This window comes from Bradyrhizobium sp. UNPF46, from assembly GCF_006658625.1.
GTDB classification, from domain to species: domain Bacteria; phylum Pseudomonadota; class Alphaproteobacteria; order Rhizobiales; family Xanthobacteraceae; genus Bradyrhizobium; species Bradyrhizobium nitroreducens.
Genome location: NZ_LFJB01000003.1, coordinates 311,673 through 338,307 on the forward strand (window position 1 = coordinate 311,673; position 26,635 = coordinate 338,307).

The following is a 26,635-nucleotide window of genomic DNA, read 5'->3' on the forward strand; positions in this document are numbered from 1 at the left end:
CGCGGTACGTTAATGCTATGCGCGCGTGGCTCCCATGAAAGCGGGGACCTGCGAAACTTTGCCGTTGTACTTGGGAACGGTTCTAATAAGCTAACCCAATGACGTCATTCAGAAACCAGATCGCCGCGCGTTAAGCGTCGACAAGCTCAAAGAAAAGGCCGCCGGGTCTTTGAGCCTGCGCGGACGAGGGTAGGAATGAAACCGACCGATATTGCGGCCCCCGACTACTTTCACAAAGTGGTCGATTGCCAATGGGCTTGTCCTGCACACACACCGGTTCCCGAGTACATCCGATTGATCGCACAAGGGCGCTACAGCGACGCCTACATGATCAATTGGAAATCGAACGTGTTTCCCGGAATCCTGGGACGCACCTGCGATCGTCCCTGCGAGCCGGCGTGCCGGCGCGGACGCGTCGAGGAGACGCCGGTCGCAATCTGCCGCCTCAAGCGCGTCGCGGCCGACTTCAAGGACGACATCAAGCAGCGCTTGCCGCGCCCAGCACCAAAGAACGGTAAGCGCGTCGCCCTCGTCGGTGGCGGCCCGGCCTCGCTGACCGTGGCGCGCGATCTGGCGCCGCTCGGCTATCACTGCACCGTGTTCGACGGCGACCCCGAAGCCGGCGGCATGATGCGGACGCAGATCCCGAAATTCCGCCTGCCCAATTCCGTCATCGACGAGGAGACCGGCTACATCCTGGGTCTCGGCGTCGAGTTCAAGGGCGGTCATCGCATCGAGAGCATGAAGGCGCTGCTCGCCGAGAAATACGACGCGATCTTCGTCGGCTCCGGCGCGCCGCGCGGCCGCGAGCTCGACATTCCCGGCCGGAAAGAGGCAGCCGCGAACATCCATATCGGCATCGAGTGGCTGGCCTCGGTCTCGTTCGGCCATATCGACAAGATCGGCAAGCGCGTGATCGTGCTCGGCGGCGGCAACACCGCAATGGATTGCTGCCGCACCGCACGCCGGCTCGGCGGCGAAGACGTCAAGGTCATCGTGCGTTCGGGCTTCGAGGAGATGAAGGCCTCGCCCTGGGAGAAGGAAGACGCCCTTCACGAGGACATCCCGATCCTCAACTTCATGGTCCCCGTCGCGTTCATCCACGACAACGGCAAGCTCACCGGCGTCACCTTCCAGAAGGTGAAAGCCGAATACGACGCCAAGGGCCGCCGTAACCTCGTTCCCTCCGGCGACCCGGATCAGACCATTCCCTGCGACGATGTGCTGGTCGCGGTCGGCCAGGAGAATGCCTTCCCGTGGATCGAGCAGGATTGCGGCATCGAGTTCGACAAATGGCACATGCCAAAGGTCGATCCGAAGACCTTCGTCTCGACCAATCCAAAGGTCTTCTTCGGCGGCGACGCCGCGTTCGGCCCGAAGAACATCATCTGGGCGGTCGCGCACGGCCATGATGCGGCGCTGTCGATCCACAAGATGCTCTCGGGCGAGGACATTACCGAGCGCCCGCTGCCCGACGTGGAGGTGTCGTCGCAGAAGATGGGCATCCACGAATGGAGCTATGACAACGACGTCTCCATCGACAAGCGCTTCAAGGTGCCGCATCGCGACAAGGTGGTCGCGCTGAAGGACATCCGCGCCGAGGTCGAGCTCGGCTACGACGTCAAGCTCGCGCTCGGCGAAGCCCATCGCTGCCTGAACTGCGACGTGCAGACCGTGTTCTCGACCTCGCTCTGCATCGAGTGCGATGCCTGCGCCGACATCTGTCCGATGGACTGCATCACCTTCACCGCCAACGGCGAGGAAGGCGATCTGCGCCAGCGGCTGAAGGCCCCCTCCGCGCATCCGGATCAGGACCTCTACGTCTCCTCGGATCTCAAGACCGGGCGCGTGATGGTCAAGGACGAGGACGTCTGCCTGCATTGCGGGCTGTGCGCCGAGCGTTGTCCCACCGGAGCCTGGGACATGCAGAAATATTTCATCGAGATGACCCACGCAGGTTCGACATGTCCGACAAAAAGCCGATCAGCAGCGTAAACGACTTCGTCGTCCGCTTCGCCAACGTCAACGGCTCGGGCTCGGCCAGCGCCAACGAGATGTTCGCCCGCGCGATTCTGCGCCATGGCGTTCCGGTGTCCCCGCGCAACATCTTCCCCTCCAACATCCAGGGCCTGCCGACCTGGTACGAGGTGCGGGTGACCGAAGAGGGTCATCTGGGCGCCCGTGGTGGCGTCGACATGATGGTGGCGATGAACCCGCAGACCTGGGACAAGGACGTCGCCGGCATCGAACCCGGCGGCTATCTGTTCTACGACTCCACCAAGCCGATGCCGTCGACCAAGTTCCGCGACGACATCACCGTGATCGGCGTGCCGCTCACTGCCATCACCAACTCGACCTATACCGATCCGCGCCAGCGCCAGCTGTTCAAGAACATCATCTATCTCGGTGCGCTCTCGGCGCTGCTCGACATGGACCCCAAGCTGATCGAGCAGCTGATCGGCGAGCAGTACAAGGGCAAGGAGAAGCTGCTCTCCTCCAACGTCCACGCGCTGCATCTCGGCCGCGACTGGGCGCTGCAGAACCTGAAATGTCCGCTGGGACTGCGCATCAAGAAGTCCGACAAGGTCGGCGACCGCATCTTCATCGAGGGCAACAGCGCCGCCGCGCTCGGCGCCGTCTATGGCGGCGCCACGGTGTGCGCCTGGTATCCGATCACGCCGTCCTCGTCGGTGGCGGAGGCCTTCACCGCCCATTGCAAGAAGTACCGGCACGATCCGGAAACCGGCAAGGCGAAATACGCGATCGTGCAGGGCGAGGACGAACTGGCCTCCATCGGCATCGTGATCGGCGCCTCCTGGAACGGCGCGCGTGCCTTCACGGCCACTTCCGGGCCCGGCATCTCGCTGATGACCGAGTTCATCGGCCTCTCCTACTTCGCCGAAATTCCGGCCGTGATCATGAACATCCAGCGCGCCGGCCCCTCCACGGGCATGCCGACGCGCACCCAGCAATGCGACATCATCGCCTGCGCCTATGCCTCGCATGGCGATACCAAGCATGTGCTGCTGTTCCCGGAGGACCCGGCCGAGGCCTTCGAATTCGCAGCCGCCGCCTTTGATCTTGCCGAACGTCTCCAGACCACGATCTTCCTGATGCTCGACCTCGACATCGGCATGAACCACCGGCTCTGCCGTCCGCTGAAGTGGGACGACGCCAAGCAATATGACCGCGGCAAGGTGATGACCGCGGAGATGCTGGAGGAAGGCCGCGACTTCGGTCGCTATCTCGACGTCGATGGCGACGGCATTCCCTACCGCACCTATCCCGGCACGCACCCGACCAAGGGCTCCTACTTTACCCGCGGCACGTCGCGCGATCGCTATGCCCGCTACTCCGAGGAAGGCTCGGTCTATGCAGACAATATGCAGCGCCTGGTGCGCAAGTTCGAGACCGCGCAGGACCTGGTGCCGCGGCCGCTGCAGGCCAATGCGGAGCGGCCGACCAAATATGGCGTGATCTATTTCGGCTCGACCTCGCCGGCGATGGACGAGGCGATTGGCTTGTTGGAAGCACGCGGGCATCAGCTCGACCGCCTGCGCATCCGCGCCTTCCCGTTCCACTCCAGCGTCGCGAGCTTCCTCGCCGAGCACGACTTCGTCTACGTGGTCGAGCAGAACCGCGACAGCCAGCTCCGTCAGCTCATCGTCAACGAGAACGGCATCGATCCGGTGCGGCTGGTGCCGATCGTGCACTATGACGGCACCCCGATCACCGCCCGCTATATCGCAAAAGCCATTGGCGACCACCAGGATCACCTCAAGGTGACCCCGCTCCGCAAGGCCGTGTCATGACCTACACTTTACTCTCTCCTTCGTCATGCCCGGGCCTGACCCGGGCATCCACGCCTTTCTTCCTTGCCGTCAAGACGTGGATGGCCGGGACAAGCCCGGCCATGACGCGGCTGGGATCGCAGGTGCTCGCATGACCTACATTGCAAAGCCGAAATTCCATCATCCCGGGCTGAAGAAGAACGAGCTCGGCTACACGCACCGCGACTACGAGGGCAAGATCTCGACGCTGTGCGCGGGCTGCGGCCACGATTCGATCACGGCCTCGATCATCGAGGCCTGCTACGAGCTCTCGATCGAGCCGCATCGGGTGGCGAAGATCTCCGGCATCGGCTGCTCGTCGAAGACGCCGGATTATTTCCTCGGCAATTCGCACGGCTTCAACTCCGTGCACGGCCGCATGCCGAGCGTGCTCACGGGCGCCAATCTCGCCAACCGCGATTTGATCTATCTCGGCGTCTCCGGCGACGGCGATTCCGCCTCGATCGGGTTCGGCCAGTTCGCGCATTCGATCCGGCGCGGCGTCAACATGACCTATATCGTCGAGAATAACGGCGTCTATGGCCTGACCAAGGGCCAGTTCTCGGCCACCGCCGACCGCGGCTCGAAGAGCAAGAAGGGCGTCACCAATACCGACAACGCCATCGACCTCGTCGCGATCGCGCTGCAGTTGGGGGCGACTTTCGTCGCGCGCTCTTTCTCCGGCGACAAGACCCAGCTGGTGCCGCTGATCGCGGCCGCGATCCGCCACAAGGGCGCGTCCTTCATCGACGTCATCAGCCCCTGCATCGCCTTCAACAACCATGCCGGCTCGACCAAGAGCTTCGACTATGTCCGCGAGCACAACGACGCCGTGAACCGGCTCGACGTGCTGGTCGGCCGCGATCCCATCGCGGTGGACTACGCCCCGGGCACGGTGCAGGTGGTCGAGCAGCATGACGGCAGCAAGATCGCGCTGCGCAAGATCGACGCCGATTACGATCCGCACGACCGGCTCGGCGCCCAGACCTTCCTCGCACGGCATGCCGCCAAGGGACAGATCGTCACCGGGCTTCTGTACGTCGATCCCGATGCGGAGGATCTGCACGAGCATCTCAACACGGTCGAGACCCCGCTCAACACGCTGGAAGCGGACACGCTGTGCCCAGGCTCGGCGGTGCTGGACAAGATCAACGCCAGCCTGCGCTGACGAATTGGCGGCGTAGGTCCTCTCTTCCCGACGATCGCAGGGCACTGCTCTAATGGGCAGGCTCGGGTTCGGTCTTGGGCTGGGCCGTATAGGCCAGGCGGCCGGCCTTCCAATATTGCTTGCAGGTTTCCAGCAGCGTTTCGCCATCCATGGTCAGGCCGCCAGGATTGATCACCATGCCCTCCGCGCCCACCGCCTTGTTCATCATCGAGACGATGCGCTTCAGCAGACCGACGTCGAAACGGTCGGCGATCAGCGGATCGAGCTTGAGCACCACGATCACCTGACTGCGAAACTGCCAGGCCGAGATGTCCCGCACGGACCTCCAGGAGATGGTGTCATCGGCGATGCGGGTGTCGCGAATACCGACGCGGGTGATGAAGAGGACCGGCTGCCGGGTCGAGACAAGGCGCCACAGCGTCCTGCAGGTCACGAAGCCGAACACCACGACGCCAAGAAAACTACCCGCGATCTGGAATTCGGAGACGGTCTTGACGTGAAACCAGTTGAACGCGATCGCGGCGCACACAAGCGTCAGCAGCACGCCGGCCGCGAGCATCTTCAGCAGCCGCAGCACCGAATAGCCGATCGCAAGGTTGGGCAAGTTCTGACTTACGGACATGTTGACCGCCACCAGTCATCTGCAGCACCCGGGGGTTTACCAACCCTCATCCTTCCAGTCTGTTAAGACTGGAACCTTGCGCGAGGCTGCCCACAAGACCTGCGGCCGGGAGGGCTTGAACGCGCCGCCCGCCGCCTGCGACTAACCGCCAGTCGGCCCCTGCCGTTGCGGGTCGATGTTGGTTCAAACGCGAAGATGCGATCATGAAGCTTGCTCTTGTCCTGCCGCTCGCCCTTGCCGCCTTCGTCGGCGTCGCCCATGCCGAAGACTCCGACAAGGTCCGGGAGACCACAAACGCCGAGGCCGACGCCTTCAATGCGCGGCTCTATGGGGCGACGCCGGGCGACAAGGCCTATGCCTGCTTCGTCCGTCGCTATGACGCCGAGCATCTGGCGCGGCATCCCAAGCAGAAGGTCGCGTCCATGAAGCTGCTGATCTCGGCGGAAGCCGACAAGGAGGACAAGCGGCTGCATAATTCCTTCCGCCTGGGCTTTCGCTACCGTCACCGCTCCGGCGATTTCGATTCCAGCGGCTCGTGCGGCAGCCACGCGGTGCTGCTCAGCCAGGGCGACGAGGTGCGCATGGGCTGCGGCGTCGACTGCGAAGGCGGCGGCATCGAAGTGGCGCTGTCCAAGGACAACAAATCTGCCATCGTCCGGCTTGAGCAGGTCCGGGTCTGGCAGAACAACAAGCCGGACGACGAGGCGGAGCAATCGCTGGTCGCCGGCGCCGACGACAAAATCTTCCGCCTCGACCGCACTGACAACAGCGAATGCGCTGGGCTGGTGACCGACCGCAAGGAACTCGCCGCACTGCGTCACAAGTGATATCTGTCCGGCGATGCCAGGCTTGAAGGAGATCGCCATGAACCGCCGCAACATCCTGTGGACCGCCATCTCGACCCTGGGCGCGGCGCTCGGCGCCTCCAGCGCAAAGGCCGCGACGGACCCGGGCGCCGGCAACAAGCTGAAGGTCGTCTACCACCTCAGCGACGCCGAGAAGGTCAATTTCGTGCTCGGCAACATCCAGAACCACATCGACGGCGTCGGCGGTCCCGAGCATGTCACGATCGCGCTGGTGATCCACGGACCCGCGCTGAAGGCGTTTCACGCCGCACAGGCCAACCCCGATCTCAGCAAGCGCGTCAGTGAATTCTCCAAGGACGGCGTCGAGTTAGCGGCCTGCGGCAACACGATGAAGGCGCAGAACGTCACGTTGAAGGAATTGCTGCCGGGCTTCGTCAGCGCAGAAAAGGGCGGCGTAGTTCGGTTGGCCGAGTTGCAGTCGCAGGGGTATCTCTATTTGCGGCCGTGAGATTGCTGCAGCCCCGTCATTGCTGTGCGAGCCACCGGGTCCGCGCGAAGCGCGGCCCGATGACAGGCTCCGCGAGACAATCCAGAATCCCTTCGCGGAGACGGTCTGGATTGCCTCGTCGCAACGGCTCCTCGCAATGACGGGAGAGAGGGCCGCGCGAGCCACCATCATTTCCCTACCGCTCTTGACATATCCATAACCTGCCAGTTATGAGTTTATCCATAACTTCCTGGTTATGGATCCTCCATGGCACCCGCTCCCGACCTCCTGTTCAGGACGCTCGCCGACCCCACGCGGCGGGCGATCTTCGAGCGGCTGTGCCGCGAGGGCGAGCAGACGGTCGGGGCACTGACGGCGACTTCGGGCGTTTCCCAGCCGGCGGTGTCAAAACATCTCGGCGCACTGAAGCAGGCGGGCCTCGTGCGCGACCGGCATGAGGGACGGCAGACCCATTACAGCGCGCAGCCCGGCGCGCTCGATCCGCTGATCGACTGGACCAGCCAGATGGCCTCCTTCTGGCAGAGGCGGCTCGACGCACTCGACGATCTCCTGAAGAGGATGGACCAATGACGGGACCCGTGACCGAAACACGCTCGGTGGTCGTCGAGCGCGAATTTGCTTTTCCGGCAGAGCGGCTCTGGCGCGCGCTGACGCAGCCGCATCTGATCGAGGAATGGCTGATGAAGAACGACTTCAAGCCGACCGTCGGCCATCGCTTCAACCTGCGCGGCGAATGGGGCGGCGTACTGGACTGCGAGGTGCTCACCATCGAGCCGCAGAAGACGCTGGCCTACACCTGGAATTTCTCGCACGAGGATGCCGCGTTCGACCTGAAAAGCGTCGTGACCTTCACGCTGACGCCGACCAGCGCCGGCACGCATCTGCGCGTCGAGCAGGCCGGCTTCAGCCCGACGCAGAAGCAGGCGTTTGGCGGCGCGCATGCCGGCTGGAAGCAGTTCTTCAACAAGCTGGACGAGCTGCTGGCGCGAGCTGGCTAGACGCGTCCATTCCAACCCTTGCAAAGGAGGTCCGTTGACCATGTGGATTCGACAAACCCATCGCTGGCTGTCCATGGCTTTCACCCTCGCGGTGATCGCCAACATCGTCGCCATGATCATGCAGCTCGATGCCGCCTGGATCGGCTTCCTGGCGCTGGTGCCGCTGATCCCGCTGCTCGCGACCGGGCTGTATCTGTTCGCACTGCCTTATCTCGGTCGGCGCAGCGCGCATGGTGAGGCGAGGTCATGAAGAAGGCGGTGGCGAAGAAGAGCGCGGCGAAGGCGACGGACGGAGCCTCGCCCTCCAGGATGATCGACGGCAGGATCAAGGAGCTCGGCGACTGGCGCGGCGAGATGCTGGCGCGGGTCCGCGGCCTGATCAAGCAGGCCGTCCCTGATGTCGTCGAGGAATGGAAGTGGCGCGGCGTGCCCGTGTGGGAGCACGACGGCATCATCTGCACCGGCGAGACCTACAAGGAGGTTGTGAAGCTGACCTTTGCCAAGGGCGCGGCGCTGGACGACCCCGCCGGCCTGTTCAACTCCAGCCTCGACGGCAATGTGCGGCGCGCGATCGACATTCGCGAGGGCGAGAAGGTCAACGAAAAGGCGTTGAAGGCGCTGATCCGCGCGGCGGTGGAGCTGAATGCGAGCAAGGTGAAGAAGAAGCCGGTGAGGAAGCGGTCGGCATAGAGCTTTTCGGGCCTATGCAAGTGCTTGGGTAGCGGCCGGAGCAAGCGCCTCGTCCTTCGAGACGACCGCTTCGCGGTCTCCTCAGGATGAGGCTAATCAGCGTCTCTGTTTTGAAGTTGCAGCCACACACTCCGTCCTCATCCTGAGGGCCCGCCAAAGGCGGGCGTCTCGAAGGATGAGCCGCGGGCGAGTTTGGGCGCCGCGTCGGCACCTCACGCCACCGCGGCGGGAATCGGGCGCGGGCTTACGACGTACTCGCGCAAAACCTTGTCGTTGGCGTCGACCTCGATCAGCGCGACATCGTAGGTCCAGAGATCGGCGAGATGCTGCAACACGCGCTTGGCGTCGGTCTCGTTGAGCTGCGAACCCTTGATGACGTGGTGGTGCAGGATCAGGCGGCGATCACCGGAGAGATCGACGTCGACCACTTCGATATTGGCGTCGATGTAGCCGACATCGTGCTGCCGCGCCAGCTCGCGGCGAACGCGGCGGAAGCCGCGCTCGTCGTGAATGGCATCGACGCGGATGCCGGCGCGCTCCTCGGGATCGTCGTGCAGGTGGAACATGCGGAGGTGCCGCATCAACTTCGGGCTCAGGAACTGGCCGATGAAGCTTTCGTCGCGGTAATTGGCCCAGACGTCGCGCAGCACGCCCATGACGTCGTTCTTGCCGGCGATGTCGGGGAACCACTCGCGGTCCTCGGCCTCCGGATTGGTGACGATGCGCTCGATGTCCTGCATCATCGCAAAGCCGAGCGCATAGGGATTGAAGCCGGAGAACCGCGGGTCGTCGAATTCGGGCTGGAAAACCACGTTGGTGTGTGACCCCAGGAATTCGAGGAAGTTGCCGTCGGTGATGCGGCCCTGCTGATGCAGCTTGGTCATGATGCGATAATGGACGTAGGTCGCCGTCCCCTCGTTCATCACCTTGGTCTGGCTCTGCGGGTAGAAATATTGCGCGATGTGGCGAACGATGCGCAAAAGCTCCCGCTGCCACGGCGCCAGCCGCGGCGCGCTCTTCTCCAGGAAGTAGAGCAGGTTTTCCTGCGGCAGGCCAAGCAGCTTGCGGCGGCGCTCGACCGACAGCGCGGAGCGGCTCTTGCTCTTGCCGGCCGGCACGGTGCGCCAGAGGTCGTTGAAGACCTCCTCCTCATGCTGGCGGCGGCGCCCTGCCCGCTTCTCCTCGGCGCGCAAATCCAGTTTCTTCTTGCCGGGATAGCGGTCGATGCCATGCGACATCAGCGCGTGCGCGGCGTCCAGCGTGCGCTCGACCTCGACGCGGCCGTAACGCTCCTCGCATTGCATGACGTAGTTCTTGGCGAAGTCGAGATAGTCCAGGATGCCGTCGGCGTCGGTCCACTGCTTGAACAGGTAATTGTTCTTGAAGAAATGGTTGTGGCCGAAGGCGGCGTGGGCGATCACCAGCGTCTGCATCGTCGCCGTGTTCTCCTCCATCAGGTAGGAGATGCAGGGCGAGGAGTTGATCACGATCTCATAGGCGAGCCCCATCAGGCCCTTGCGATAGGAGGCCTCGTGGAACGCAAAATGCTTGCCGAACGACCAATGCTTGTAGAACAGCGGCATGCCGACGGAGGAATAGGCATCCAGCATCTGCTCGGCGGTGATCACCTCGATCTGGTTCGGATAGACGTCGAGCCCGAGATCCTTCAGCGCCACCTCCTCGCAGGCATCGGTGATGCGCTGCAAGGTGTGAAAATCCCAATCCGCGCCTTCGAACAATCGTTCCGTCATGGAGCGGCCTTCTCCTGGGCAGTTTCGCGACGCTGAAACAAATCGTGGAACACCGGAAATATCTCGCTGCGTTCCGAGACCTTGCGCATCGAGAGCGGCGCGCCGCCGTTGCGCAGGCGCTCATAGAGAGTCCAGAGCGAGGAGTCGGAGAGATCGAAGGCGCTGCCGCCTGATTCCCCGACCTCGAGATAGGCAAAGAACTGGCAGACCGGCAGGATCTTGTCGGTCAGCAGCATGCCGGTGAGCTCGCCATCGGAATAGGAATTGTCGCCGTCGGAGGCTTGTGCGGCGTAGATGTTCCAGTCCGAGGGATTGAACCGCTCGCGCACGATCTCGTGCATCGCCTGCAGCGCGCTGGAGACCAGCGTGCCGCCCGAGGCCGGACCGTAGAAGAAGGTCTGCTCGTCCACTTCCTCGGCGCGGTCGGTGTGACGAATGAAGACGATCTCGACATGCTTGTAGCGGCGCTTCAGGAACACGTAGAGCAGCATATAGAAGCGCTTGGCGAGATCCTTCATGTGCTCGGACATCGAGCCCGAGACGTCCATCAGGCAGAACATCACCGCCTGGGCCACCGGCCGCGGCACCTTCTCGTAGCGGCGGTAGCGGATGTCGAGCGGGTCGATGAAGGGGATGCGCTTGGTCTTCGCCTGGAGCTTTTCGAGCCGGGCGAGCAGCACCTCGCGCTCGTCCTCGTCGGTGCAGGCGGCGATCGCCGCCTCCAGCTCCTCGATCTCGTCCTTGCGCGGACGCTTGAGCGCGATGCGGCGGGCCAGCGCGAGCTTCACCGTCCGGCTCACCGAGATGTTGGCAGGCGAGCCCGACGTGGTGTAGCCGGCGCGCTGGATGCCCTCGCTTTCGGTCTGCGCGATCTTGCGCTTGGCGAGATCCGGCAGCTCGAGATCGTCGAGGAAGAGGTCGACGAACTCGTCACGGCTCAGCACGAAGCGGAACGCGTCCTCGCTGTCGCCTTCGCCGGGGCCGGAATCCTTGGCGCTGCCCTGGCCCGAGCGCTGCAGATAGTCGCCCTCGATGAACTTCTTGTTGCCGGGCAGCACCATGTCGCGCGTGCCGCCTTCGCGGCGGAAGCGCGGCTCGTGCATGCCGTCGAGGGGGATCGTGACTTCGCCCCCCTCCAGGACGTCCTTGATGTCGCGTTCCTGCGAGGTCTTCTTGACGGCGCCCTGCACCAGGGATTTGGCCCGACGCAAGAACCGCTGGCGGTTCTCAAGACTCTTGCCGCCTGGATTCAGGCGCCTGTCAATAATGTGAATGGGCACTTTACCATTCGCCTCCCATCCGCCTCAACCGGCCTGCTTCACGCGCATGTACCATTCGACGAGCCGGCGAACCTGACGCTCGGTGTAGCCGCGCTCCACCATGCGTGCGACGAACTCGCCGTGCTTCTTCTCCGTCTCGCCGTCCTTCTTCGAGCCGAAGGAGATGACCGGAAGCAGATCCTCGACCTGGGAGAATATCCTCTTTTCGATCACGTCGCGAATCTTCTCGTAGGAGGTCCAGGTCGGATTCTTGCCGCCGTTCTGGGCCCGGGAGCGTAACGAGAATTTGACGACCTCGTTGCGGAAGTCCTTGGGGTTGGCGATGCCCGCCGGCTTCTCGATTTTGGTCAATTCCTGGTTCAACAATTCGCGATCGAGCAGCTGGCCGGTGTCGGGATCCTTGAAGTCCTGGTCCTCGATCCATGCATCCGCATAGTCGACATAGCGGTCGAACAGGTTCTGGCCGTAATCCGAGTAGGATTCCAGATACGCCTTCTGGATCTCGTTGCCGATGAACTCGGCGTAGCGCGGCGCAAGGTCGGCCTTGATGAATTCGAGATAGCGCTTCTCGACTTCCTCCGGCAGCTGCTCGCGGCGGATCGACTGCTCCAGCGCGTACATCAGATGCACGGCGTCGGCGGCGACCTCCTGCGGGTCGTGGTTGAAGGTGGCAGCCAGGATCTTGAAGGCGAAGCGGGTCGAGACGCCGTCCATGCCTTCGTCGACGCCGGCGGCGTCGCGATATTCCTGCACGCTGCGCGCCTTCGGATCGGATTCCTTCAGGCTCTCGCCGTCGTAGACCCGCATCTTGGCATATATCGTGGAATTCTCGTGCTTGCGCAGGCGCGACATCACCGAGAAACGCGCCAGCGTCTCCAGCGTCGACGGCGCGCAAGGCGCCGATGCGAGCTCGGAGCCCTGGATCAGCTTCTCGTAGATCTTCTGCTCCTCCGTGATGCGCAGGCAGTAAGGCACCTTGATCACGCAGATGCGGTCGATGAAGGCCTCGTTGTTCTTGTTGGACTTGAAGCTCGCCCACTCGGCTTCGTTCGAGTGTGCGAGAATGACGCCCGTGAACGGGATCGCGCCGATGTTCTCGGTGCCGATATAGTTGCCCTCCTGCGTCGCGGTGAGCAGCGGGTGCAGCATCTTGATCGGCGCCTTGAACATCTCGACGAACTCGAGCACGCCCTGGTTGGCGCGATTGAGGCCGCCGGAATAGCTGTAGGCGTCGGGATCGTTCTGCGCGTAGGTCTCGAGCTTGCGGATGTCGACCTTACCGACCAGCGAGGAGATGTCCTGGTTGTTCTCGTCACCGGGCTCGGTCTTGGCGATTCCGATCTGGCGCAGCCGCGACGGCTGGATCTTGGCGACGCGGAATTGCGAGATGTCGCCGCCGAAGGCCTCAAGCCGCTTGTAGCACCACGGGCTCATCAGGCCGGTGAGACGACGGCGCGGAATGCCGTACTTTTCTTCCAGCATCGGGCCGAGCTGATCGGGATCGAACAGGCTGAGCGGGCTCTCGAACACGGGCGAGAGTTCGTCGCCGGCCTTGAGCACGTAGATGGGATGCACCTCCATCAGCGACTTCAGCCGCTCGGCCAGCGAAGACTTGCCGCCGCCGACCGGCCCGAGCAGATAGAGGATCTGCTTGCGCTCCTCCAGGCCCTGCGCCGCGTGGCGGAAGAAACCGACGATGCGCTCGATGGTTTCTTCCATGCCGTAGAAGCCGGCGAAGGCCGGATAGGTACGGATCGTGCGGTTCAAAAAAATACGGCCAAGGCGTGGGTCCTTGGCCGTGTCAATCGTCTGGGGTTCTCCGATCGCTGCTAGCAGTCGTTCGGCCGCGTTCGCGTATTTCATGGGATCGCTTCGACACGATTCCAGATATTCCGCCATCGACATGTCGTGCTGGCTTCTCGCCTCGAACGACCGAGCGAAAGCGTTGAATAGAGAATCGTTGTACATGATCCCTCTCCGCGTGAGTTCCGCCACAAGCTGAAACGAAAGCAGTTACCGGACCGTTCCTCAGGCCGTTTCGAATCAGCGTGAGCACATGACGATCATTGGACACCCGGGTGCCAACACGACGCAACGCACAACGTAGGCACTCGTTGAGTTACGAACAGGCACATGCCCGTAATTTGTGCGAATCTCTGTCTATATTGGCTCATTTCCAGAAAATGTCACTTGGTCGCAACATCCGGGCGTTACCGGGGATGCGTCCATCCGGCGTTGCAGCATAGCGATCCGCGAACGGCGATCTTATGACGCTTGTACGGCGAAGCCTTGAGTGCCGCGTTCATCTTCCTGCTGCAATGCGGTGCGCGGCGTGCTGGCAGCGTGAGCGTCGCGGCAGGCACGCAGCACTGTATCAAAATCGGCCGCCAGCCCCTCCGACCGGATGAGGATACGATCGCTCTCCGCGCGGCGGGCCAGATTGCGGATGCTGCGGAGCTGCCGCAGCAAGGCCGGCGTCGGCGTCAGCACGATCGTCATGTGGCCGCGGCGTTGTTCAGCCGAAATCTCCGCAATCGAGTCCCACGGCAGAAATTCATTGCCGATGCGGAGATCGCGGATGCCGTAGGGGGTGACGACCACCACTGCTCCCCGTTCGGTGGGAAGCATCCAGATCAGCCGGATCGTCGTCAGGGAGAACACCACGACGCCGGCAAATCCGGCCATCGTGTCGTAGTCGCCAAGCCCGCCCCACCAGTCGAACGCAAGGGTCGCGCTGAACAGGGTCATGGCAAAGCCGACCGCGACCAGCAGGCGGAGCGGGCTGGTACATGGGCCCACTTCGAGATCGTAGGACGTGTCGGCGCCTCCGGTCGGCGCGACCGGACCATTGGCGACGGCGAACGCAAGACCGTCAGCTTTTGCCTGCATGCCTTCCCCCAGCATGGCCATTCGCGGCCGAGCCACGATGCACCAGACGGATTGGACTCCGCTGATGGCACTCGACGCAAACGCCGGCTGACAAGACGGACTGACAACGCGCGGCCGACGTTACGCAACCAGACCCCGGCCGATCGTCGGCCAACGACTTTTTCCGCAACAACCGCTACTGCCGCCCGGATCGCCATGATCGCGACGGAGTTACACTGGAGGGTATGACGCCTGTACCCTTGATTGGTTCCCTCAGGTGCGCATGTAAGCTAGAGGATAGCGCGTCAGGACCGGCGCGGAAACCCCTCGCCCGCAGGCTTGGAGATAAATAAGCATCATGAATCCCGTCAAAGAACTGGAAAAGCACGGACAAGCCGTCTGGCTGGACTTCCTGGCCCGTGGCTTCATCGCCAAGGGCGACCTGAAGCGCCTGATCGACACCGACGGCGTCAAGGGCGTCACCTCCAATCCCTCGATCTTCGAGAAGGCGATCGGCAGCTCGGACGAGTACGACGCCCCGATCGGCAAGGCGCTGAAGCGCGGCGACCGGACCGTGGCCGACCTGTTCGAGGCCGTCGCGGTCGAGGACATCCAGAACGCCGCCGACGTGCTCCGCCCGGTCTACGACCGCCTCAAGGGCGGCGACGGCTATGTCAGCCTGGAGGTCTCGCCCTATCTCGCCATGGACACATCAGGCACCGTGGCCGAGGCGCGGCGGCTCTGGAAGGACGTCGGCCGCAAGAACCTGATGGTGAAGGTGCCGGCAACGCCAGAGGGCCTGCCGGCGATCGAGACGCTGATCGGCGAGGGCATCAGCATCAACATCACGCTGCTGTTCTCCAAGGCGGTCTACCTTCAGGTCGCAGAAGCCTACATCGCGGGCCTCGAAAAATACGTCGCCGGGGGCGGCGACCCCTCCCATGTCGCGAGCGTGGCGAGCTTCTTCGTGAGCCGCATCGATTCCGTGGTCGACAAGCAGCTCGACGAGAAGATCGCCCGCGCCAACGATCCATCCGAGAAGGAGCGGCTCGCCGCACTCAAGGGCAAGGTCGCGATCGCCAACGCCAAGGTCGCCTACCAGGATTACAAGCGCCTGTTCGCAGGTCCCCGCTGGGACAAGCTCGCCGCCAAGGGTGCCAAGCCGCAGCGCATGCTGTGGGCCTCGACCGGCACCAAGAACAAGGATTACAGCGACGTCCTCTATGTCGAGGAGCTGATCGGCCCCGACACCATCAACACCGTGCCGCCGGCGACGCTGGATGCGTTCCGCGACCACGGCAAGCCGCGCGACAGCCTGGAGGAGAACGTCGACGACGCGAGGCGCGTGCTGGAGGAGCTGGAGCGCTCCGGCATCTCGCTCGATGCGATCGCCGAGGAACTGGTCAAGGACGGCGTCAAGCTGTTCGCGGACGCCGCCGACAAGCTCTACGGCGCGGTCGCCCACAAGCGCGCCACCGTGCTTGGACCGGCGATCGACCGCCAGCAGCTGTCGCTTGGCGAGGGCCTCGGCAAGGCGCTGGCCAAGAGCACCGAGGAATGGCGCGCATCGGCCAAGATCCGCAGGCTGTGGCAGCGCGACAAGTCGGTCTGGACCGGTGCGGACGAAGACAAATGGCTCGGCTGGCTCGACAGCGCCGCCAAGGCCGACGTGGCCGACTACGAGGATTATGCCGGCCGGGTGAAGGGCCAGAAATTCTCCGACGCCGTCGTGCTCGGCATGGGCGGCTCGAGCCTCGGCCCTGAAGTGCTGGCCGAGACCTTTGGCAAGAAGCCCGGCTTCCCCAAGCTGCATGTGCTCGACTCCACCGATCCGGCGCAGGTGCGGGCGATGGAATCGAAGATCGACATCGCCAACACCGTGTTCATCGTTTCGAGCAAGTCGGGCGGCACCACCGAGCCGAACGCGATGAAGGACTATTTCCACGAGCAGGTTGCCAAGGCGGTCGGGCCCAAGGTGAAGACCGGCCACCGCTTCATCGCGGTGACCGATCCCGGCTCGTCGCTGGAGAAGGCGGCGAAGAAGCTGAACTACGCCCGCATCTTCCATGGCGAGCCCTCGATCGGCGGCCGCTATTCGGTGCTGTCGCCGTTCGGCCTGGTGCCCGCGGCAACCGCCGGCATCGACGTCAAGACGTTCGTCAAGCATGCGCTGGCTATGGCGCGCTCCTGCGGACCGGACGTGCCGCCGAGCGAGAACCCCGGCGTGCAGCTCGGCCTTGCCATGGGCCTCGCCGGGCTCGAAGGCCGCGACAAGGTGACAATCCTGGCGTCGAAGAAGATCGCCGATTTCGGCGCCTGGGCCGAGCAGCTGATCGCGGAATCGACCGGCAAGGACGGCGAGGGCCTGATCCCGATCGAGGGCGAGCCGCTGGGCGCCCCTTCCGTCTACGGCAACGACCGCTTCTTCATCGACATCCGCATCGAAGGCGAGGCGGACGCGGCGCATGACTCGGCTCTCGCCGGGATCGAGGCCGCAGGACATCCCGTCGTACGCATCGTCATGAAGTCGATCGAGCATCTCGGCCAGGAGTTCTTCCGCTTCGAGATGGCAACGGCGGTTGCGGGCTCGGTCCTCGGCATCAACCCGTTCGACCAGCCCGACGTGGAGGCGGCCAAGATCAAGACCCGCGAGCTCACGGCATCGTTCGAAAAGACCGGCGCGCTGCCGGCGGAGAAGCCGGTGGTGAGCACGAACGAGGCCGATCTCTACACCGATGACGCCAACGCCACGGCGCTCCGCGCCGCCGGCGCCAATGGCGATCTCAGATCCTGGCTGAAGGCGCATCTGTCGCGCTCGGGCGATGGGGACTATGTCGCCCTGCTCGGCTATGTCGTGCGCGACAAGGCCACGATCGATGCGCTGCAGGCCATGCGGCTCGAGGTGCGCGAGAAGCGGCATGTCGCGACCTGCGCCGAGTTCGGACCGCGCTTCCTGCACTCGACGGGGCAGGCCTACAAGGGCGGACCCGACAGCGGCGTATTCCTCCAGATCACCGCTGACGACACCAAGGACCTCCAGGTGCCGGGCCAGAAGGCCAGCTTCGGCGTGATCAAGGCGGCGCAGGCGCGCGGCGATTTCGACGTGCTCACGGAACGCGGCCGGCGCGCGCTGCGCGTGCACCTCAAGGGCGGGCTCAAGAAGGGTCTTGCCGCGCTCAATGCGGCGCTCAACGACGCGCTCACTTAAGGAATATTGCAAATGCAACTCGGCATGATCGGCCTCGGCCGGATGGGCGGCAACATCGTTCGCCGGCTGATGCGCCACGGACATTCGACCGTGGTCTACGACAAGGACACCAAGGCCGTCACCGGCCTTGCCGCTGACGGCGCGGTCGGCTCAGCGACGCTGGAAGAATTCGTCGGCAAGCTCGAGCGGCCGCGCACGGCATGGGTGATGCTGCCTGCGGGGCACATCACCGAAACGACGATCGACACCATCGCGGCCGTGATGCAGGAAGGCGATGTGATCATCGACGGCGGCAACACCTTCTGGCAGGACGACGTCCGCCGCGGCAAGGCGCTGAAGGCGCGTGGCATCCACTATGTCGACGTCGGCACATCAGGCGGCGTCTGGGGCCTCGACCGCGGCTATTGCATGATGATCGGCGGCGAGAAGCAGGTGGTCGACCGGCTCGATCCGATCTTCGCCGCACTCGCGCCCGGCGCCGGAGACATTCCGCGCACCGAGGGACGCGAAGGCCGCGATCCCCGCATCGAGCAGGGCTATATCCATGCCGGCCCCGTCGGCGCCGGCCACTTCGTCAAGATGATCCATAACGGCATCGAATACGGCCTGATGCAGGCCTATGCCGAAGGGTTCGACATCCTCAAGAACGCCAACATCGACGCGCTGCCCGCGGACCATCGCTACGATTTCGATCTCGCCGACATCGCGGAGGTGTGGCGGCGCGGCAGCGTGATCCCGTCATGGCTGCTGGACCTCACCTCGACGGCGCTCGCCGACAGTCCGCAGCTCGCCGAATATTCCGGCTTCGTCGAGGATTCCGGCGAAGGCCGCTGGACCGTGAATGCCGCGATCGACGAGGCCGTGCCGGCCGAGGTCCTGACCGCGGCGCTCTACACACGTTTCCGTTCCCGTCGGGAACACACCTTCGCCGAGAAAATTCTCTCCGCGATGCGTGCGGGGTTCGGCGGGCACAAGGAGCCGAAGCAGCCGGGCGTTTCGAGACCGAAATAGCAAAGTCAAGGCCGATAGTTCGTGACAAAAGATCCGCAAGCCAAGCGCAAGCCGGAAAATTGCGCGTTCGTCATCTTTGGCGTGACCGGCGACCTCACCCATCGCCTGGTGATGCCCTCGCTCTACAATCTCGCGGCCGAACATCTGTTGCCGGAAAAGTTCTGCGTCGTCGGCGTCGCCCGCAAGAGCCAGTCGGATGACGAGCTGCGCAGCAGCCTGCTGAAGGGACTGCGCGAGTTCGCGACCCGTCCCATTGACGACGACATCGCCACGAGGCTGCTGGAATGCGTGACCTTCGTCGAGGCCGATCCGAAGGATCCGCCTTCCTTTGATCGGCTGCGCGCGCATCTGGATTCGCTGGAATGCGCGCAGGACACCGGCGGCAACCGGCTGTTCTATCTGGCAACGCCGCCCTCGGCGTTTGCGCCGACTGCGCGCGAGCTCGGCCGCACCGGCATGATGAAGGAGAACGGCGCCTGGAGGCGTCTGGTGATCGAAAAGCCGTTCGGCACCGATCTGGCCTCGGCGCGCGCGCTCAACACCGAACTCTTGAAGATCATGGAGGAGCACCAGATCTACCGGATCGATCATTATCTCGGCAAGGAGACGGTGCAGAACATCCTGGTGCTGCGTTTTGCCAACGGCATGTTCGAGCCGATCTGGAATCGCAACCACATCGACCATATCCAGATCACGGTGGAGGAGAAGCTCGGCGTCGGCCATCGCGGCGGCTTCTACGATGCCACCGGCGCTTTGCGCGACATGGTGCCGAACCATCTGTTCCAGCTGATGTCGCTGGTGGCGATGGAGCCGCCCGCACGTTTCGACGCACATTCCGTGCGCTCAGAGAAGGCCGACGTGCTGACGTCGATCCAGCAGCCGAGCCGGGACGAGGCGCTGAGGAATTCGGTGCGGGCGCAATATCTAGCGGGGCGCATCGGCGACGACGAGATCCCGGACTATCGCAAGACCGAGGACGTCAAGCCCGGCAGCACCACCGAGACCTTCGTCGCGCTCAAGCTGATGATCGACAATTGGCGCTGGGCCGGCGTCCCCTTCTACTTGCGCACCGGGAAGGCGCTTGGCCACAAGCGCACCGAAGTCGCGATCAAGTTCAAGCAGGCGCCGCTGTCGATGTTTTCGGGCACCGACGTCGACCGCCTGTCGCAGAATTTCCTCACCATCGGCATCGCGCCGAGCGAGACCATCGAGCTGCAGTTCAACGCCAAGATCCCGGGGCCGAGCATCACCATCGACGGCGTCGAGATGAAGTTCCGCTACGGCGACTTTTTCCGCGTCGATCCCTCGACCGGCTACGAGACGCTGATCTACGACTGCATGATCGGCGACAACATCCTGTTTCAGCGCGCCGACGGCATCGAGGCCGGATGGCAGGCGGTGCAGCCGTTCCTGGACGCCTGGAAGCAGGCCGGCAGCGACGGCATCGAGACCTACGAAGCCGGCAGCGACGGTCCCGCCTGCGCCGACGAGTTGCTCCGGCGCGACGGGCGAAGCTGGCGGAAGTTTTCGTGATGGCTCTGGCGGGCCAGCCGAAGCTGATCGTCGCGGCCGACGCGGAGGCCCTCGCCCACGCCGCAGCCGAACGGGTGATGGCACGGATCGCGGCCAATCCCGGCCGCATCGCCATCTGCCTGACCGGCGGCTCCAGCCCGAAGAAGCTTTATCAATTGCTCGGCAGCGATGCCTGGCGCGGCAAGATCCCGTGGGAGCGGGTGCACTGGTTCATCGGTGACGAGCGCTTCGTCTCCGAGAGCGATCCCCTCAGCAACATGGCGATGGCGCGGGCGGCGTTTCTCGATGGTAATGCGCCTGCCGGCCACATCCATCCGATCCCGACCACGACTGGAAATCCCGATGCCGGTGCCGAAGCCTATGCGCGCGAGCTGCAGGCCTATTACGGTGCCGAGCAGCTCGATCCCTCGCGGCCGCTGTTCGACATGGTCCTGATGGGTGTTGGACCGGACGGCCACACCGCCTCGCTGTTTCCCGGCTTCCCCGAAATCGAGGAGACCGAGCGCTGGGTCGTTGGGTTGCCCAGGGCCAATGTCGCGCCTTTCGTGCCGCGGGTCTCGCTCACCCTGCCCGTTCTGGCGTCCTGCCACGAAATGCTGTTCGAGATTGCCGGGCACGACAAGCAGGCGATCTTGACGCGCCTCCTCAATGGCGAGACTCTGCCGGCCTTGCGCGCGCGCTCCAATGGCGAGACCGTCTGGCTGGTCGATGAGGCCGCGCTTCCGGAGGAATTTCGTGGGCGGCGTTGAAGCACCTTGTGCGTTGATCGTGATGGGCGTGTCGGGTTCGGGCAAGAGCACGGTCGCGGCCGCGCTGGGCCAGCGGCTCGGCTGGCGCTTCGAGGACGGCGACAGCTTCCATCCCGCCAGCAATGTCGAGAAGATGCGAGCCGGCCATCCGCTCACTGACGAGGACCGCTGGCCCTGGCTCAACGCCATCGCCGACGAGATCGCGCGGGTTTGCGACAAGGGCGAACACGTCATCATCGCCTGCTCGGCCCTGAAGCACACCTATCGCGACGTGCTGCTGCGCGGGCGCGACGATGTCCGCTTCGTCTTCCTGAAGGGCACCAGGGAGCTGATCGCCGAGCGGCTCGCGCAGCGCAAGGGCCATTTCATGCCGCCCGGGCTGCTGACCAGCCAGTTCGAGACGCTGGAGCCGCCGGAAGCGGGCGAGCACGTCATCACCGTCTCGATCGACGAGACCGTCGAGGCGATCGTGGATGGCCTGGTGCGGCAATTGAGGCTGGGCGGGGCGAAGCGCTGAGAACCGAACCGAAGGTCCTGCCATGACGCAAATCTCACTCGTGGTCTCCGACGTCGACGGCACGCTGCTGACCAAGGACAAGACCCTGACCGAGCGCGCAAGGGGTGCAGTGCAGCGGCTGCACCAGGCCGGCATCGGCTTCACCATCACCTCCAGCCGCCCCGCGATCGGCATGCGGTTCCTAATCGAGCCGCTGGCGCTGTGGCTGCCGGTCGGCCCCTTCAACGGCTCCTCGATCGTCGATCCCGAGATGAGGCCGGTCGAGCAGCACCTCATCCCGGCAAGCGCGGCCGAGCGGTCCCTGCAGATCCTGCGCGAGTTCGGCGCCGACATCTGGCTCTTCACCTATGACGAGTGGTTGATCGACAATCCCAGCGGTAAGTACGTCGCCCATGAGCAGCACACGATCCGCTCCGATCCGACCATCGTGGCCGATTTCTCGCCTTACCTTGCCCGTGCCTGCAAGATCGTCGGCGCCAGTGCCGACGCCGCCGGGCTCGCCGCTTGCGAGAAGGTGATGCAGGAGGCGCTCGGCGTTGAGGCCACCGCCGTGCGTTCGCAGACCTATTATCTCGACATCACCCCGCCCGGCTTCAACAAGGGTACGTTCGTCGAGGCGATGGCAAAGCGCCTCGGCATCGCGACCGATGCCGTCGCCACCATCGGCGACATGCAGAACGACCTCGCGATGTTCGCCGTCAGCGGCACCTCGATCGCCATGGGCAATGCCACCGACAACGTCAAGGACCAGGCCACCCACGTCACTGCGAGCAACGAGCAGGACGGGTTTGCGGAGGCGATGGAGATGATCTTGAAACGGAATGGGGTGGGTTAGGGCCGCCAGCCGTGCGAAAACGGGTGCGATCAATCGACATGACCGTCAACGATGACGAGATTACCAACCGAACTATCGTGCCTAAGTTTGATGATGCTTTGATACTCGTGAGATCGGTACCAAGCCTCGGCGGCTGCGCGCGATGGGAATTCGATGATCACGAGCCGTGAATGAGGCCACTCACCCTCGAGCAGCGTTAGGCCGCCACCTCGCGTAACAAACCGTCCCTCGAACGGCTCCAGCGTCCCAGGAACCTGCTTTCTATACGCTGCAAACAAGGTTTCGTCCTTAACAGTTTCGGCAGCTACCACGAATGCCTTCATCTCCGACTCCACTTGGATGGACTCTGATGTCACATTTGGACGCAACGAATGAGTTGCATTCTAGCATCGGGGCTCAAAATGCAACGGATCTTAAATCAAAGATCACTTCGATCGCTGCTGCGCCGGCTTCTCGCTCTCCTGCCTTGCCGCCGACAGATTATGCGCGGTGTTGATCAGCGCGATGTGGGTCAGCGCCTGCGGGAAATTGCCGGTCTGGCGCCCGGCGACTGAATCATATTCCTCGGCAAGCAGCCCGACGTCGTTGGCGATGCCGACCACGCGATCGAACAGGACCTGCGCCTTGTCGAGATCACCTGACAGCACATAGGCATCGGCCAGCCACAGGCTGCAGGCCAGGAACGCGCCCTCGAGCGGCGGCTGCCCCGCGGGCAGCTCGCGCGGATCATGGCGCAGCACGAAGCCGTCGCGTATCAGGCGCGTCTCGACGGCCGCGATGGTGCCGCGGATGCGCGGGTCGTCCGGCGGCAGGAAGCCGACCGCCGGAAGCAGCAGCACGGATGCATCGAGCAGCTTCGCGCCGTAGGACTCCACGAAGGCATTTTCCTCGGCGTCAAATCCCTTGTTGCAGACGTCGCGGTGGATGGCCTCGCGAAGCGTGCGCCAGTGCAGAAGCGGCGCCTTGAAGCCGAAGGTCTCAACGCTCTTGATGCCGCGGTCGAAGGCGACCCAGGTCATCACCTTGGAGAAGACGTAGTGCTTCGGCTGCCCGCGCCGCTCCCAGATGCCGTGGTCGGGCCGGTCCCAGACCTCGGCGAGATGATTGAGCACGGCGCATTCCAGTGCCCAGGTCTCCTCGTCGAGCTTGAGCCTGGCCATACGCGACTGGTGGAAGGCGTCGATCAGCTCGCCATAGACGTCGAGCTGAAGCTGCGCATGCGCGGCATTGCCGACGCGCACCGGCCGCGCACCCTCATAGCCGTCGAGCCAGCCAGCCTCCCATTCGAGCAGCCGCCGCTGGCCCCAGATGCCGTACATGATCTGCATGTTCGAAGGCGATCCGGCTGCCGCACGGAGCAGCCAATTGTGCCAGGCCAGGGCCTCCTCGGTGTAGCCCGAGTTCATCAGCGCCAGCAGCGTGAAGGTGGCATCGCGCAGCCAGCAGAAGCGGTAGTCCCAATTCCGGCTGCCGCCGAGCTTCTCCGGCAGGGAGGTGGTAGGCGCCGCGACGATACCTCCGGTGGGACCAAAGGTCAGCGCCTTCAGCGTGATCAGCGAGCGCACGACGAGGTCTTGATAGTCGCCGTCACGGGTGCAATGGCTGCACCAGTCCTTCCAGAATTTTTCGGTCTCCTGGAGCGCGACTTCCGGATCGATCGGCGCGGGCGGCGCGAGATGCGAGGGGCCGTAAGTCAGCACGAACGGCACGGTCTCGCCTTCCTTCACCTCGAAATCGGCAACCGTGGTCAGATCCTCGCCGCGGATCTCGACCGGCGTGCGCAGCACGGTCATGTCCTGGCCGGCAACCGCGAGCAGCGAATGGTCGATCCGCCGCACCCAGGGGATGTCGACGCCAAAGCCGAAGCGGATCACGAGCTCCATCCGCATCCTGACCGTGCCGCTCACGCCGCGCACCAGTCGCACGATGTCGGACGCCTTGCCCCGCGGCGGCATGAAGTCGATCAGCGCGACGGTGCCGGTCTCCGTCTCCAAGCGCGTTTCCAGGATGAGGGTGTTGCCGAGATAGCGGCGCGAGATGGAGGTCGCACTCTCGCTTGGAGCGATCAGCCAGCGGCCGTTCTCATGGTTGCCGAGGATTGCGGCAAAGCAGGCATCGGAATCGAAGGCCGGCCAGCACAGCCAGTCGATCGAGCCGTTGCGCCCGACCAGCGCCGCGGTCTCGCAATCGCCGATCAGCGCATAGTCTTCGATCTTCTGGGTCAATGTCTTCCGAGCCTGGAAATCCCCGGCTGATCAACTCCCGCCATTCGACGAACGTTCCCGCGTCGCCGCTCGCAAGGCCGTGAGGTCAATCTTCGCGGCGATCTTGTCGAGCGCGACGGGAAGACGCTGGCGCCAGTTCGGGTGCTCGTCGATGGTGCCGGGAATATTGGGCTGGTCGATCACGCCGAGCAGATCCTCCATGGACACCGCGAGCAGCCGCGACGGCGTACGCGACAGGAAGGCGAGCACCGAATAGAGATCGTTGGCCTTGATGCCGTTCTGGCGCAGGATCTCGTCGAGGGCACCGAGCGCATCCCAGCGCGCCTGGTCGTTCTCGCCGGGATCGAGCCCGAGCGAGCGCTTCATCTTGAGGTCGCCGAAGGAGCGCCAGCCGGCATAGGTCGACAAGTCGTGCGTGTTCAGCGTGACCAGCGCATTGGGCCGGTAATGCTCGACGTTGCGGAAATGACCGGCTTCGTCACGCTCGAACATCATGACGAGGTAGGACCAGATGCCGAAATCCTGCATCATCTCGCGGAAACCTTCCGGCACGGTGCCGAGGTCCTCGCCGATCACGATGCATTTGTGGGCCGCGCTCTCGCATGCCACGGCGCCGAGCAGCGCTTCGAACGGCATCTGCACATAGGCGCCGTTATCGGGCTTGAAGCCACGCGGCACGAGATAGAGCCGCTTCAGGCCGAGCACGTGGTCGAGCCTGATCGCGCCGGCATGGCGCATCGAGGCCGCGAGCATGTCGGCGAACGGCACGAAGGATTGTGCTTCCAGGCCGCCGGCATTAAAGCCCGCAAGGCCCCAGTCCTGGCCGATGGTGTTGAGCACGTCGGGCGGCGCGCCGACGGCGAGATGGCGGGAGATCGCCATCTGCTCGTTCCAGGCATCGAAGCCGTTGGACTGCACGCCGACGGCGACGTCGAGATAGAGCCCGACCCGCATGCCGAGCTGGCTGGCGAGATCCTTGGCCGCATGCAACTGGCTATCCGCCGTCCATTGCACGAATTCCACAAACTCGACCTCGCGCTTGTCGGGGCCGTTGCGCAAGCCTGCGCATTTAGCTTCGTCCGGTTGCCGCCATTCCGCGGGCCATTCCCACCACGGGCCGGTGAAACGATGACGCAACACCTCGAAACAGGCAAAGCGGGACAAGAGCGGCGCGCGGGCGGCGCGGAAGGCGTCGAACGCTTTGCGACGCGCCTCGCTCGCACTCGTCACGAAGCTGTTGAAGGCAGCCCGCAAGGCCAGCCATTTCAATGCCGCCATGTCCGCATAAGGCACGCGATCGCCTTCGCGCAGACGGGCGGCAGTCGCGGCCGCGTCGGGCACGAGGTCCGCCGAGAATTCGGGAATGGCCTCGACGTCGATATAGAGCGGATTGAGGAACAGCCGGCTGTTCGGCGAATACGGACTGCAATCGGCCGGGTGGTCGTCGAACAGGACGTGCAGCGGATTGAGCCCGACGCCGTCGGCCCCGAGCTGCTTGGCGAGCCGGACCAGATCGGCAAGGTCGGTGAAGTCGCCGATGCCCCAATTGCGGTTCGAACGGACGCTGTAGAGCTGCACGGCGAGCAGCCAGCCGCGGTCGAAATCGCCGCCGAAGGCCCGCTCCGGCGCCACGATCATCGGCACCTCCTCCGTCCCACCCTCGGCATCGGTCAGGGCCAACCGGTGATAGCCGAGCGGCAGGCCGGCGGGCCAGGCGATCACGGGCTCGCGTGTCTCGCCTTGGGCAATCGATTTGCCGTTTGCGGTCAAATTCCATTTGAGCGGCGGCGCGCCGATTGCCGCCAATTCCGTGCGCGGATGTCCCAGCGCTCGGACCACGACCGGCCCGTTGACGAAGCGGTAAACCCGCTTCTCCGGCAGGGCGTCGAGGATGGACTTCAGGGCCACGGGGTCGGTGACCCGCAGCTTCCCGAGGGCATCGATGAATTCGGATTGAACGCCCTTGATCCGGGCTTGAGCTAAAAGATCCATACGGCACGCAGCTTGCAGGCCATGATTTGGCCGGGGACATCAAT

23 protein-coding genes are annotated in these 26,635 nt (G+C 64.0%); 15 read left to right on the forward strand and 8 right to left on the reverse strand.

The window, feature by feature from the left end:
* Window positions 1-195 precede the first annotated feature (195 nt).
* The 3 genes from UNPF46_RS02890 to UNPF46_RS02900 all read left to right on the forward strand — a co-directional run bounded on the left by UNPF46_RS02890 (window position 196) and on the right by UNPF46_RS02900 (window position 4,998).
* The gene (locus UNPF46_RS02890) at window positions 196-1,995 is read left to right on the forward strand and encodes an FAD-dependent oxidoreductase (protein ID WP_142248967.1); all 1,800 of its coding nucleotides are present in this window, start codon (window positions 196-198) and stop codon (window positions 1,993-1,995) included.
* On the forward strand, window positions 1,965-3,812 hold the full coding sequence (locus UNPF46_RS02895) for a 2-oxoacid:acceptor oxidoreductase subunit alpha (protein WP_181769738.1): 1,848 nt from the start codon (window positions 1,965-1,967) through the stop codon (window positions 3,810-3,812). The genes UNPF46_RS02890 and UNPF46_RS02895 overlap by 31 nt, the downstream gene beginning before the upstream one ends.
* A gap of 130 nt (window positions 3,813-3,942) precedes the next feature.
* Window positions 3,943-4,998 (forward strand): 2-oxoacid:ferredoxin oxidoreductase subunit beta, encoded by a 1,056-nt coding sequence (locus UNPF46_RS02900; RefSeq protein ID WP_100178356.1) that lies wholly within the window; start codon window positions 3,943-3,945, stop codon window positions 4,996-4,998.
* Between the two features lie 49 nt (window positions 4,999-5,047).
* Here UNPF46_RS02900 and UNPF46_RS02905 read toward each other — a convergent pair whose 3' ends face one another.
* Window positions 5,048-5,620: an STM3941 family protein gene (locus UNPF46_RS02905; RefSeq protein WP_100181296.1), complete on the reverse strand. Its 573-nt coding sequence runs from the start codon at window positions 5,618-5,620 to the stop codon at window positions 5,048-5,050.
* Window positions 5,621-5,823: 203 nt separating this feature from the next.
* On the opposite strand from UNPF46_RS02905, the gene UNPF46_RS02910 reads away from it, so the two are divergent.
* The 6 genes from UNPF46_RS02910 to UNPF46_RS02935 all read left to right on the forward strand — a co-directional run bounded on the left by UNPF46_RS02910 (window position 5,824) and on the right by UNPF46_RS02935 (window position 8,622).
* Entirely contained in the window at window positions 5,824-6,447 is a 624-nt protein-coding gene (locus UNPF46_RS02910; protein ID WP_142248969.1) for a hypothetical protein, read from the forward strand.
* A 37-nt stretch (window positions 6,448-6,484) separates the two neighbouring features.
* Window positions 6,485-6,934: a DsrE family protein gene (locus UNPF46_RS02915; protein ID WP_142248970.1), complete on the forward strand. Its 450-nt coding sequence runs from the start codon at window positions 6,485-6,487 to the stop codon at window positions 6,932-6,934.
* A 246-nt stretch (window positions 6,935-7,180) separates the two neighbouring features.
* Window positions 7,181-7,504: an ArsR/SmtB family transcription factor gene (locus UNPF46_RS02920; RefSeq protein WP_100178354.1), complete on the forward strand. Its 324-nt coding sequence runs from the start codon at window positions 7,181-7,183 to the stop codon at window positions 7,502-7,504.
* Window positions 7,501-7,932 carry an SRPBCC family protein gene (locus UNPF46_RS02925; RefSeq protein ID WP_142248971.1) on the forward strand — a complete coding sequence of 144 codons (432 nt, stop codon included), beginning with the start codon at window positions 7,501-7,503 and terminating at the stop codon, window positions 7,930-7,932. Before UNPF46_RS02920 ends, UNPF46_RS02925 begins: the two co-directional genes overlap by 4 nt.
* 40 nt (window positions 7,933-7,972) lie before the next feature.
* Window positions 7,973-8,182, forward strand: coding sequence for a hypothetical protein (locus tag UNPF46_RS02930; protein WP_142248972.1), 210 nt, complete (start codon window positions 7,973-7,975; stop codon window positions 8,180-8,182).
* On the forward strand, window positions 8,179-8,622 hold the full coding sequence (locus tag UNPF46_RS02935) for a DUF1801 domain-containing protein (protein ID WP_142248973.1): 444 nt from the start codon (window positions 8,179-8,181) through the stop codon (window positions 8,620-8,622). The genes UNPF46_RS02930 and UNPF46_RS02935 overlap by 4 nt, the downstream gene beginning before the upstream one ends.
* A gap of 212 nt (window positions 8,623-8,834) precedes the next feature.
* Here the strand turns inward: UNPF46_RS02935 and UNPF46_RS02940 are convergent, their stop codons facing one another.
* The 4 genes from UNPF46_RS02940 to UNPF46_RS02955 all read right to left on the reverse strand — a co-directional run bounded on the left by UNPF46_RS02940 (window position 8,835) and on the right by UNPF46_RS02955 (window position 14,563).
* Window positions 8,835-10,373, reverse strand: a complete 1,539-nt coding sequence (locus UNPF46_RS02940) for a SpoVR family protein (RefSeq protein WP_100178350.1) — start codon at window positions 10,371-10,373, stop codon at window positions 8,835-8,837.
* Window positions 10,370-11,647: a YeaH/YhbH family protein gene (locus UNPF46_RS02945; RefSeq protein ID WP_174719330.1), complete on the reverse strand. Its 1,278-nt coding sequence runs from the start codon at window positions 11,645-11,647 to the stop codon at window positions 10,370-10,372. Before UNPF46_RS02945 ends, UNPF46_RS02940 begins: the two co-directional genes overlap by 4 nt.
* 30 nt (window positions 11,648-11,677) lie before the next feature.
* A complete protein-coding gene (locus UNPF46_RS02950; RefSeq protein WP_100178348.1) occupies window positions 11,678-13,621 on the reverse strand; it encodes a PrkA family serine protein kinase in 1,944 nt (647 codons plus the stop codon).
* 297 nt (window positions 13,622-13,918) lie between these two features.
* Complete coding sequence (locus tag UNPF46_RS02955) at window positions 13,919-14,563, reverse strand: hypothetical protein (protein ID WP_100178347.1); 645 nt, start codon at window positions 14,561-14,563, stop codon at window positions 13,919-13,921.
* Between the two features lie 316 nt (window positions 14,564-14,879).
* Here UNPF46_RS02955 and UNPF46_RS02960 point away from each other — a divergent pair, with 316 nt between their 5' ends.
* Genes UNPF46_RS02960 through UNPF46_RS02985 form a run of 6 tightly spaced genes read left to right on the forward strand, consistent with a single transcriptional unit; the run spans window position 14,880 to window position 22,374 of the window.
* On the forward strand, window positions 14,880-17,729 hold the full coding sequence (locus UNPF46_RS02960; protein ID WP_142248974.1) for a bifunctional transaldolase/phosoglucose isomerase: 2,850 nt from the start codon (window positions 14,880-14,882) through the stop codon (window positions 17,727-17,729).
* A gap of 12 nt (window positions 17,730-17,741) precedes the next feature.
* Window positions 17,742-18,740: a phosphogluconate dehydrogenase (NAD(+)-dependent, decarboxylating) gene (gnd, locus tag UNPF46_RS02965; RefSeq protein WP_100178345.1), complete on the forward strand. Its 999-nt coding sequence runs from the start codon at window positions 17,742-17,744 to the stop codon at window positions 18,738-18,740.
* Window positions 18,741-18,761: 21 nt separating this feature from the next.
* Window positions 18,762-20,273, forward strand: coding sequence for a glucose-6-phosphate dehydrogenase (gene zwf / locus UNPF46_RS02970; RefSeq protein WP_142248975.1), 1,512 nt, complete (start codon window positions 18,762-18,764; stop codon window positions 20,271-20,273).
* Window positions 20,273-21,022, forward strand: coding sequence for a 6-phosphogluconolactonase (pgl, locus tag UNPF46_RS02975; protein ID WP_181769749.1), 750 nt, complete (start codon window positions 20,273-20,275; stop codon window positions 21,020-21,022). The genes zwf and pgl overlap by 1 nt, the downstream gene beginning before the upstream one ends.
* Window positions 21,009-21,539 carry a gluconokinase gene (locus tag UNPF46_RS02980; protein WP_142248977.1) on the forward strand — a complete coding sequence of 177 codons (531 nt, stop codon included), beginning with the start codon at window positions 21,009-21,011 and terminating at the stop codon, window positions 21,537-21,539. The genes pgl and UNPF46_RS02980 overlap by 14 nt, the downstream gene beginning before the upstream one ends.
* A gap of 22 nt (window positions 21,540-21,561) precedes the next feature.
* Window positions 21,562-22,374: an HAD family hydrolase gene (locus UNPF46_RS02985; RefSeq protein WP_142248978.1), complete on the forward strand. Its 813-nt coding sequence runs from the start codon at window positions 21,562-21,564 to the stop codon at window positions 22,372-22,374.
* 29 nt (window positions 22,375-22,403) lie between these two features.
* On the opposite strand, the gene UNPF46_RS02990 is transcribed toward UNPF46_RS02985, so the two are convergent.
* The 3 genes from UNPF46_RS02990 to malQ form a co-directional block, all read right to left on the reverse strand.
* The gene (locus UNPF46_RS02990) at window positions 22,404-22,697 is read right to left on the reverse strand and encodes a DUF1330 domain-containing protein (RefSeq protein ID WP_142248979.1); all 294 of its coding nucleotides are present in this window, start codon (window positions 22,695-22,697) and stop codon (window positions 22,404-22,406) included.
* Window positions 22,698-22,799: 102 nt separating this feature from the next.
* Complete coding sequence (locus UNPF46_RS02995; RefSeq protein WP_142248980.1) at window positions 22,800-24,599, reverse strand: glycoside hydrolase family 15 protein; 1,800 nt, start codon at window positions 24,597-24,599, stop codon at window positions 22,800-22,802.
* 30 nt (window positions 24,600-24,629) lie between these two features.
* The gene (gene malQ, locus UNPF46_RS03000) at window positions 24,630-26,591 is read right to left on the reverse strand and encodes a 4-alpha-glucanotransferase (RefSeq protein ID WP_100178338.1); all 1,962 of its coding nucleotides are present in this window, start codon (window positions 26,589-26,591) and stop codon (window positions 24,630-24,632) included.
* Window positions 26,592-26,635: the final 44 nt, after the last annotated feature.

Bases quoted from the DNA above. Each gene is read 5' to 3' on its own strand.
- UNPF46_RS02890 (WP_142248967.1), top strand. From the start codon at position 196: ATGAAACCGACCGATATTGCGGCCCCCGACTACTTTCACAAAGTGGTC.
- UNPF46_RS02895 (WP_181769738.1), top strand. From the start codon at position 1,965: ATGTCCGACAAAAAGCCGATCAGCAGCGTAAACGACTTCGTCGTCCGC.
- UNPF46_RS02900 (WP_100178356.1), top strand. From the start codon at position 3,943: ATGACCTACATTGCAAAGCCGAAATTCCATCATCCCGGGCTGAAGAAG.
- UNPF46_RS02905 (WP_100181296.1), bottom strand. From the start codon at position 5,620: ATGTCCGTAAGTCAGAACTTGCCCAACCTTGCGATCGGCTATTCGGTG.
- UNPF46_RS02910 (WP_142248969.1), top strand. From the start codon at position 5,824: ATGAAGCTTGCTCTTGTCCTGCCGCTCGCCCTTGCCGCCTTCGTCGGC.
- UNPF46_RS02915 (WP_142248970.1), top strand. From the start codon at position 6,485: ATGAACCGCCGCAACATCCTGTGGACCGCCATCTCGACCCTGGGCGCG.
- UNPF46_RS02920 (WP_100178354.1), top strand. From the start codon at position 7,181: ATGGCACCCGCTCCCGACCTCCTGTTCAGGACGCTCGCCGACCCCACG.
- UNPF46_RS02925 (WP_142248971.1), top strand. From the start codon at position 7,501: ATGACGGGACCCGTGACCGAAACACGCTCGGTGGTCGTCGAGCGCGAA.
- UNPF46_RS02930 (WP_142248972.1), top strand. From the start codon at position 7,973: ATGTGGATTCGACAAACCCATCGCTGGCTGTCCATGGCTTTCACCCTC.
- UNPF46_RS02935 (WP_142248973.1), top strand. From the start codon at position 8,179: ATGAAGAAGGCGGTGGCGAAGAAGAGCGCGGCGAAGGCGACGGACGGA.
- UNPF46_RS02940 (WP_100178350.1), bottom strand. From the start codon at position 10,373: ATGACGGAACGATTGTTCGAAGGCGCGGATTGGGATTTTCACACCTTG.
- UNPF46_RS02950 (WP_100178348.1), bottom strand. From the start codon at position 13,621: ATGTACAACGATTCTCTATTCAACGCTTTCGCTCGGTCGTTCGAGGCG.
- UNPF46_RS02955 (WP_100178347.1), bottom strand. From the start codon at position 14,563: ATGGCCATGCTGGGGGAAGGCATGCAGGCAAAAGCTGACGGTCTTGCG.
- UNPF46_RS02960 (WP_142248974.1), top strand. From the start codon at position 14,880: ATGAATCCCGTCAAAGAACTGGAAAAGCACGGACAAGCCGTCTGGCTG.
- gnd (WP_100178345.1), top strand. From the start codon at position 17,742: ATGCAACTCGGCATGATCGGCCTCGGCCGGATGGGCGGCAACATCGTT.
- pgl (WP_181769749.1), top strand. From the start codon at position 20,273: ATGGCTCTGGCGGGCCAGCCGAAGCTGATCGTCGCGGCCGACGCGGAG.
- UNPF46_RS02985 (WP_142248978.1), top strand. From the start codon at position 21,562: ATGACGCAAATCTCACTCGTGGTCTCCGACGTCGACGGCACGCTGCTG.
- UNPF46_RS02990 (WP_142248979.1), bottom strand. From the start codon at position 22,697: ATGAAGGCATTCGTGGTAGCTGCCGAAACTGTTAAGGACGAAACCTTG.
- malQ (WP_100178338.1), bottom strand. From the start codon at position 26,591: ATGGATCTTTTAGCTCAAGCCCGGATCAAGGGCGTTCAATCCGAATTC.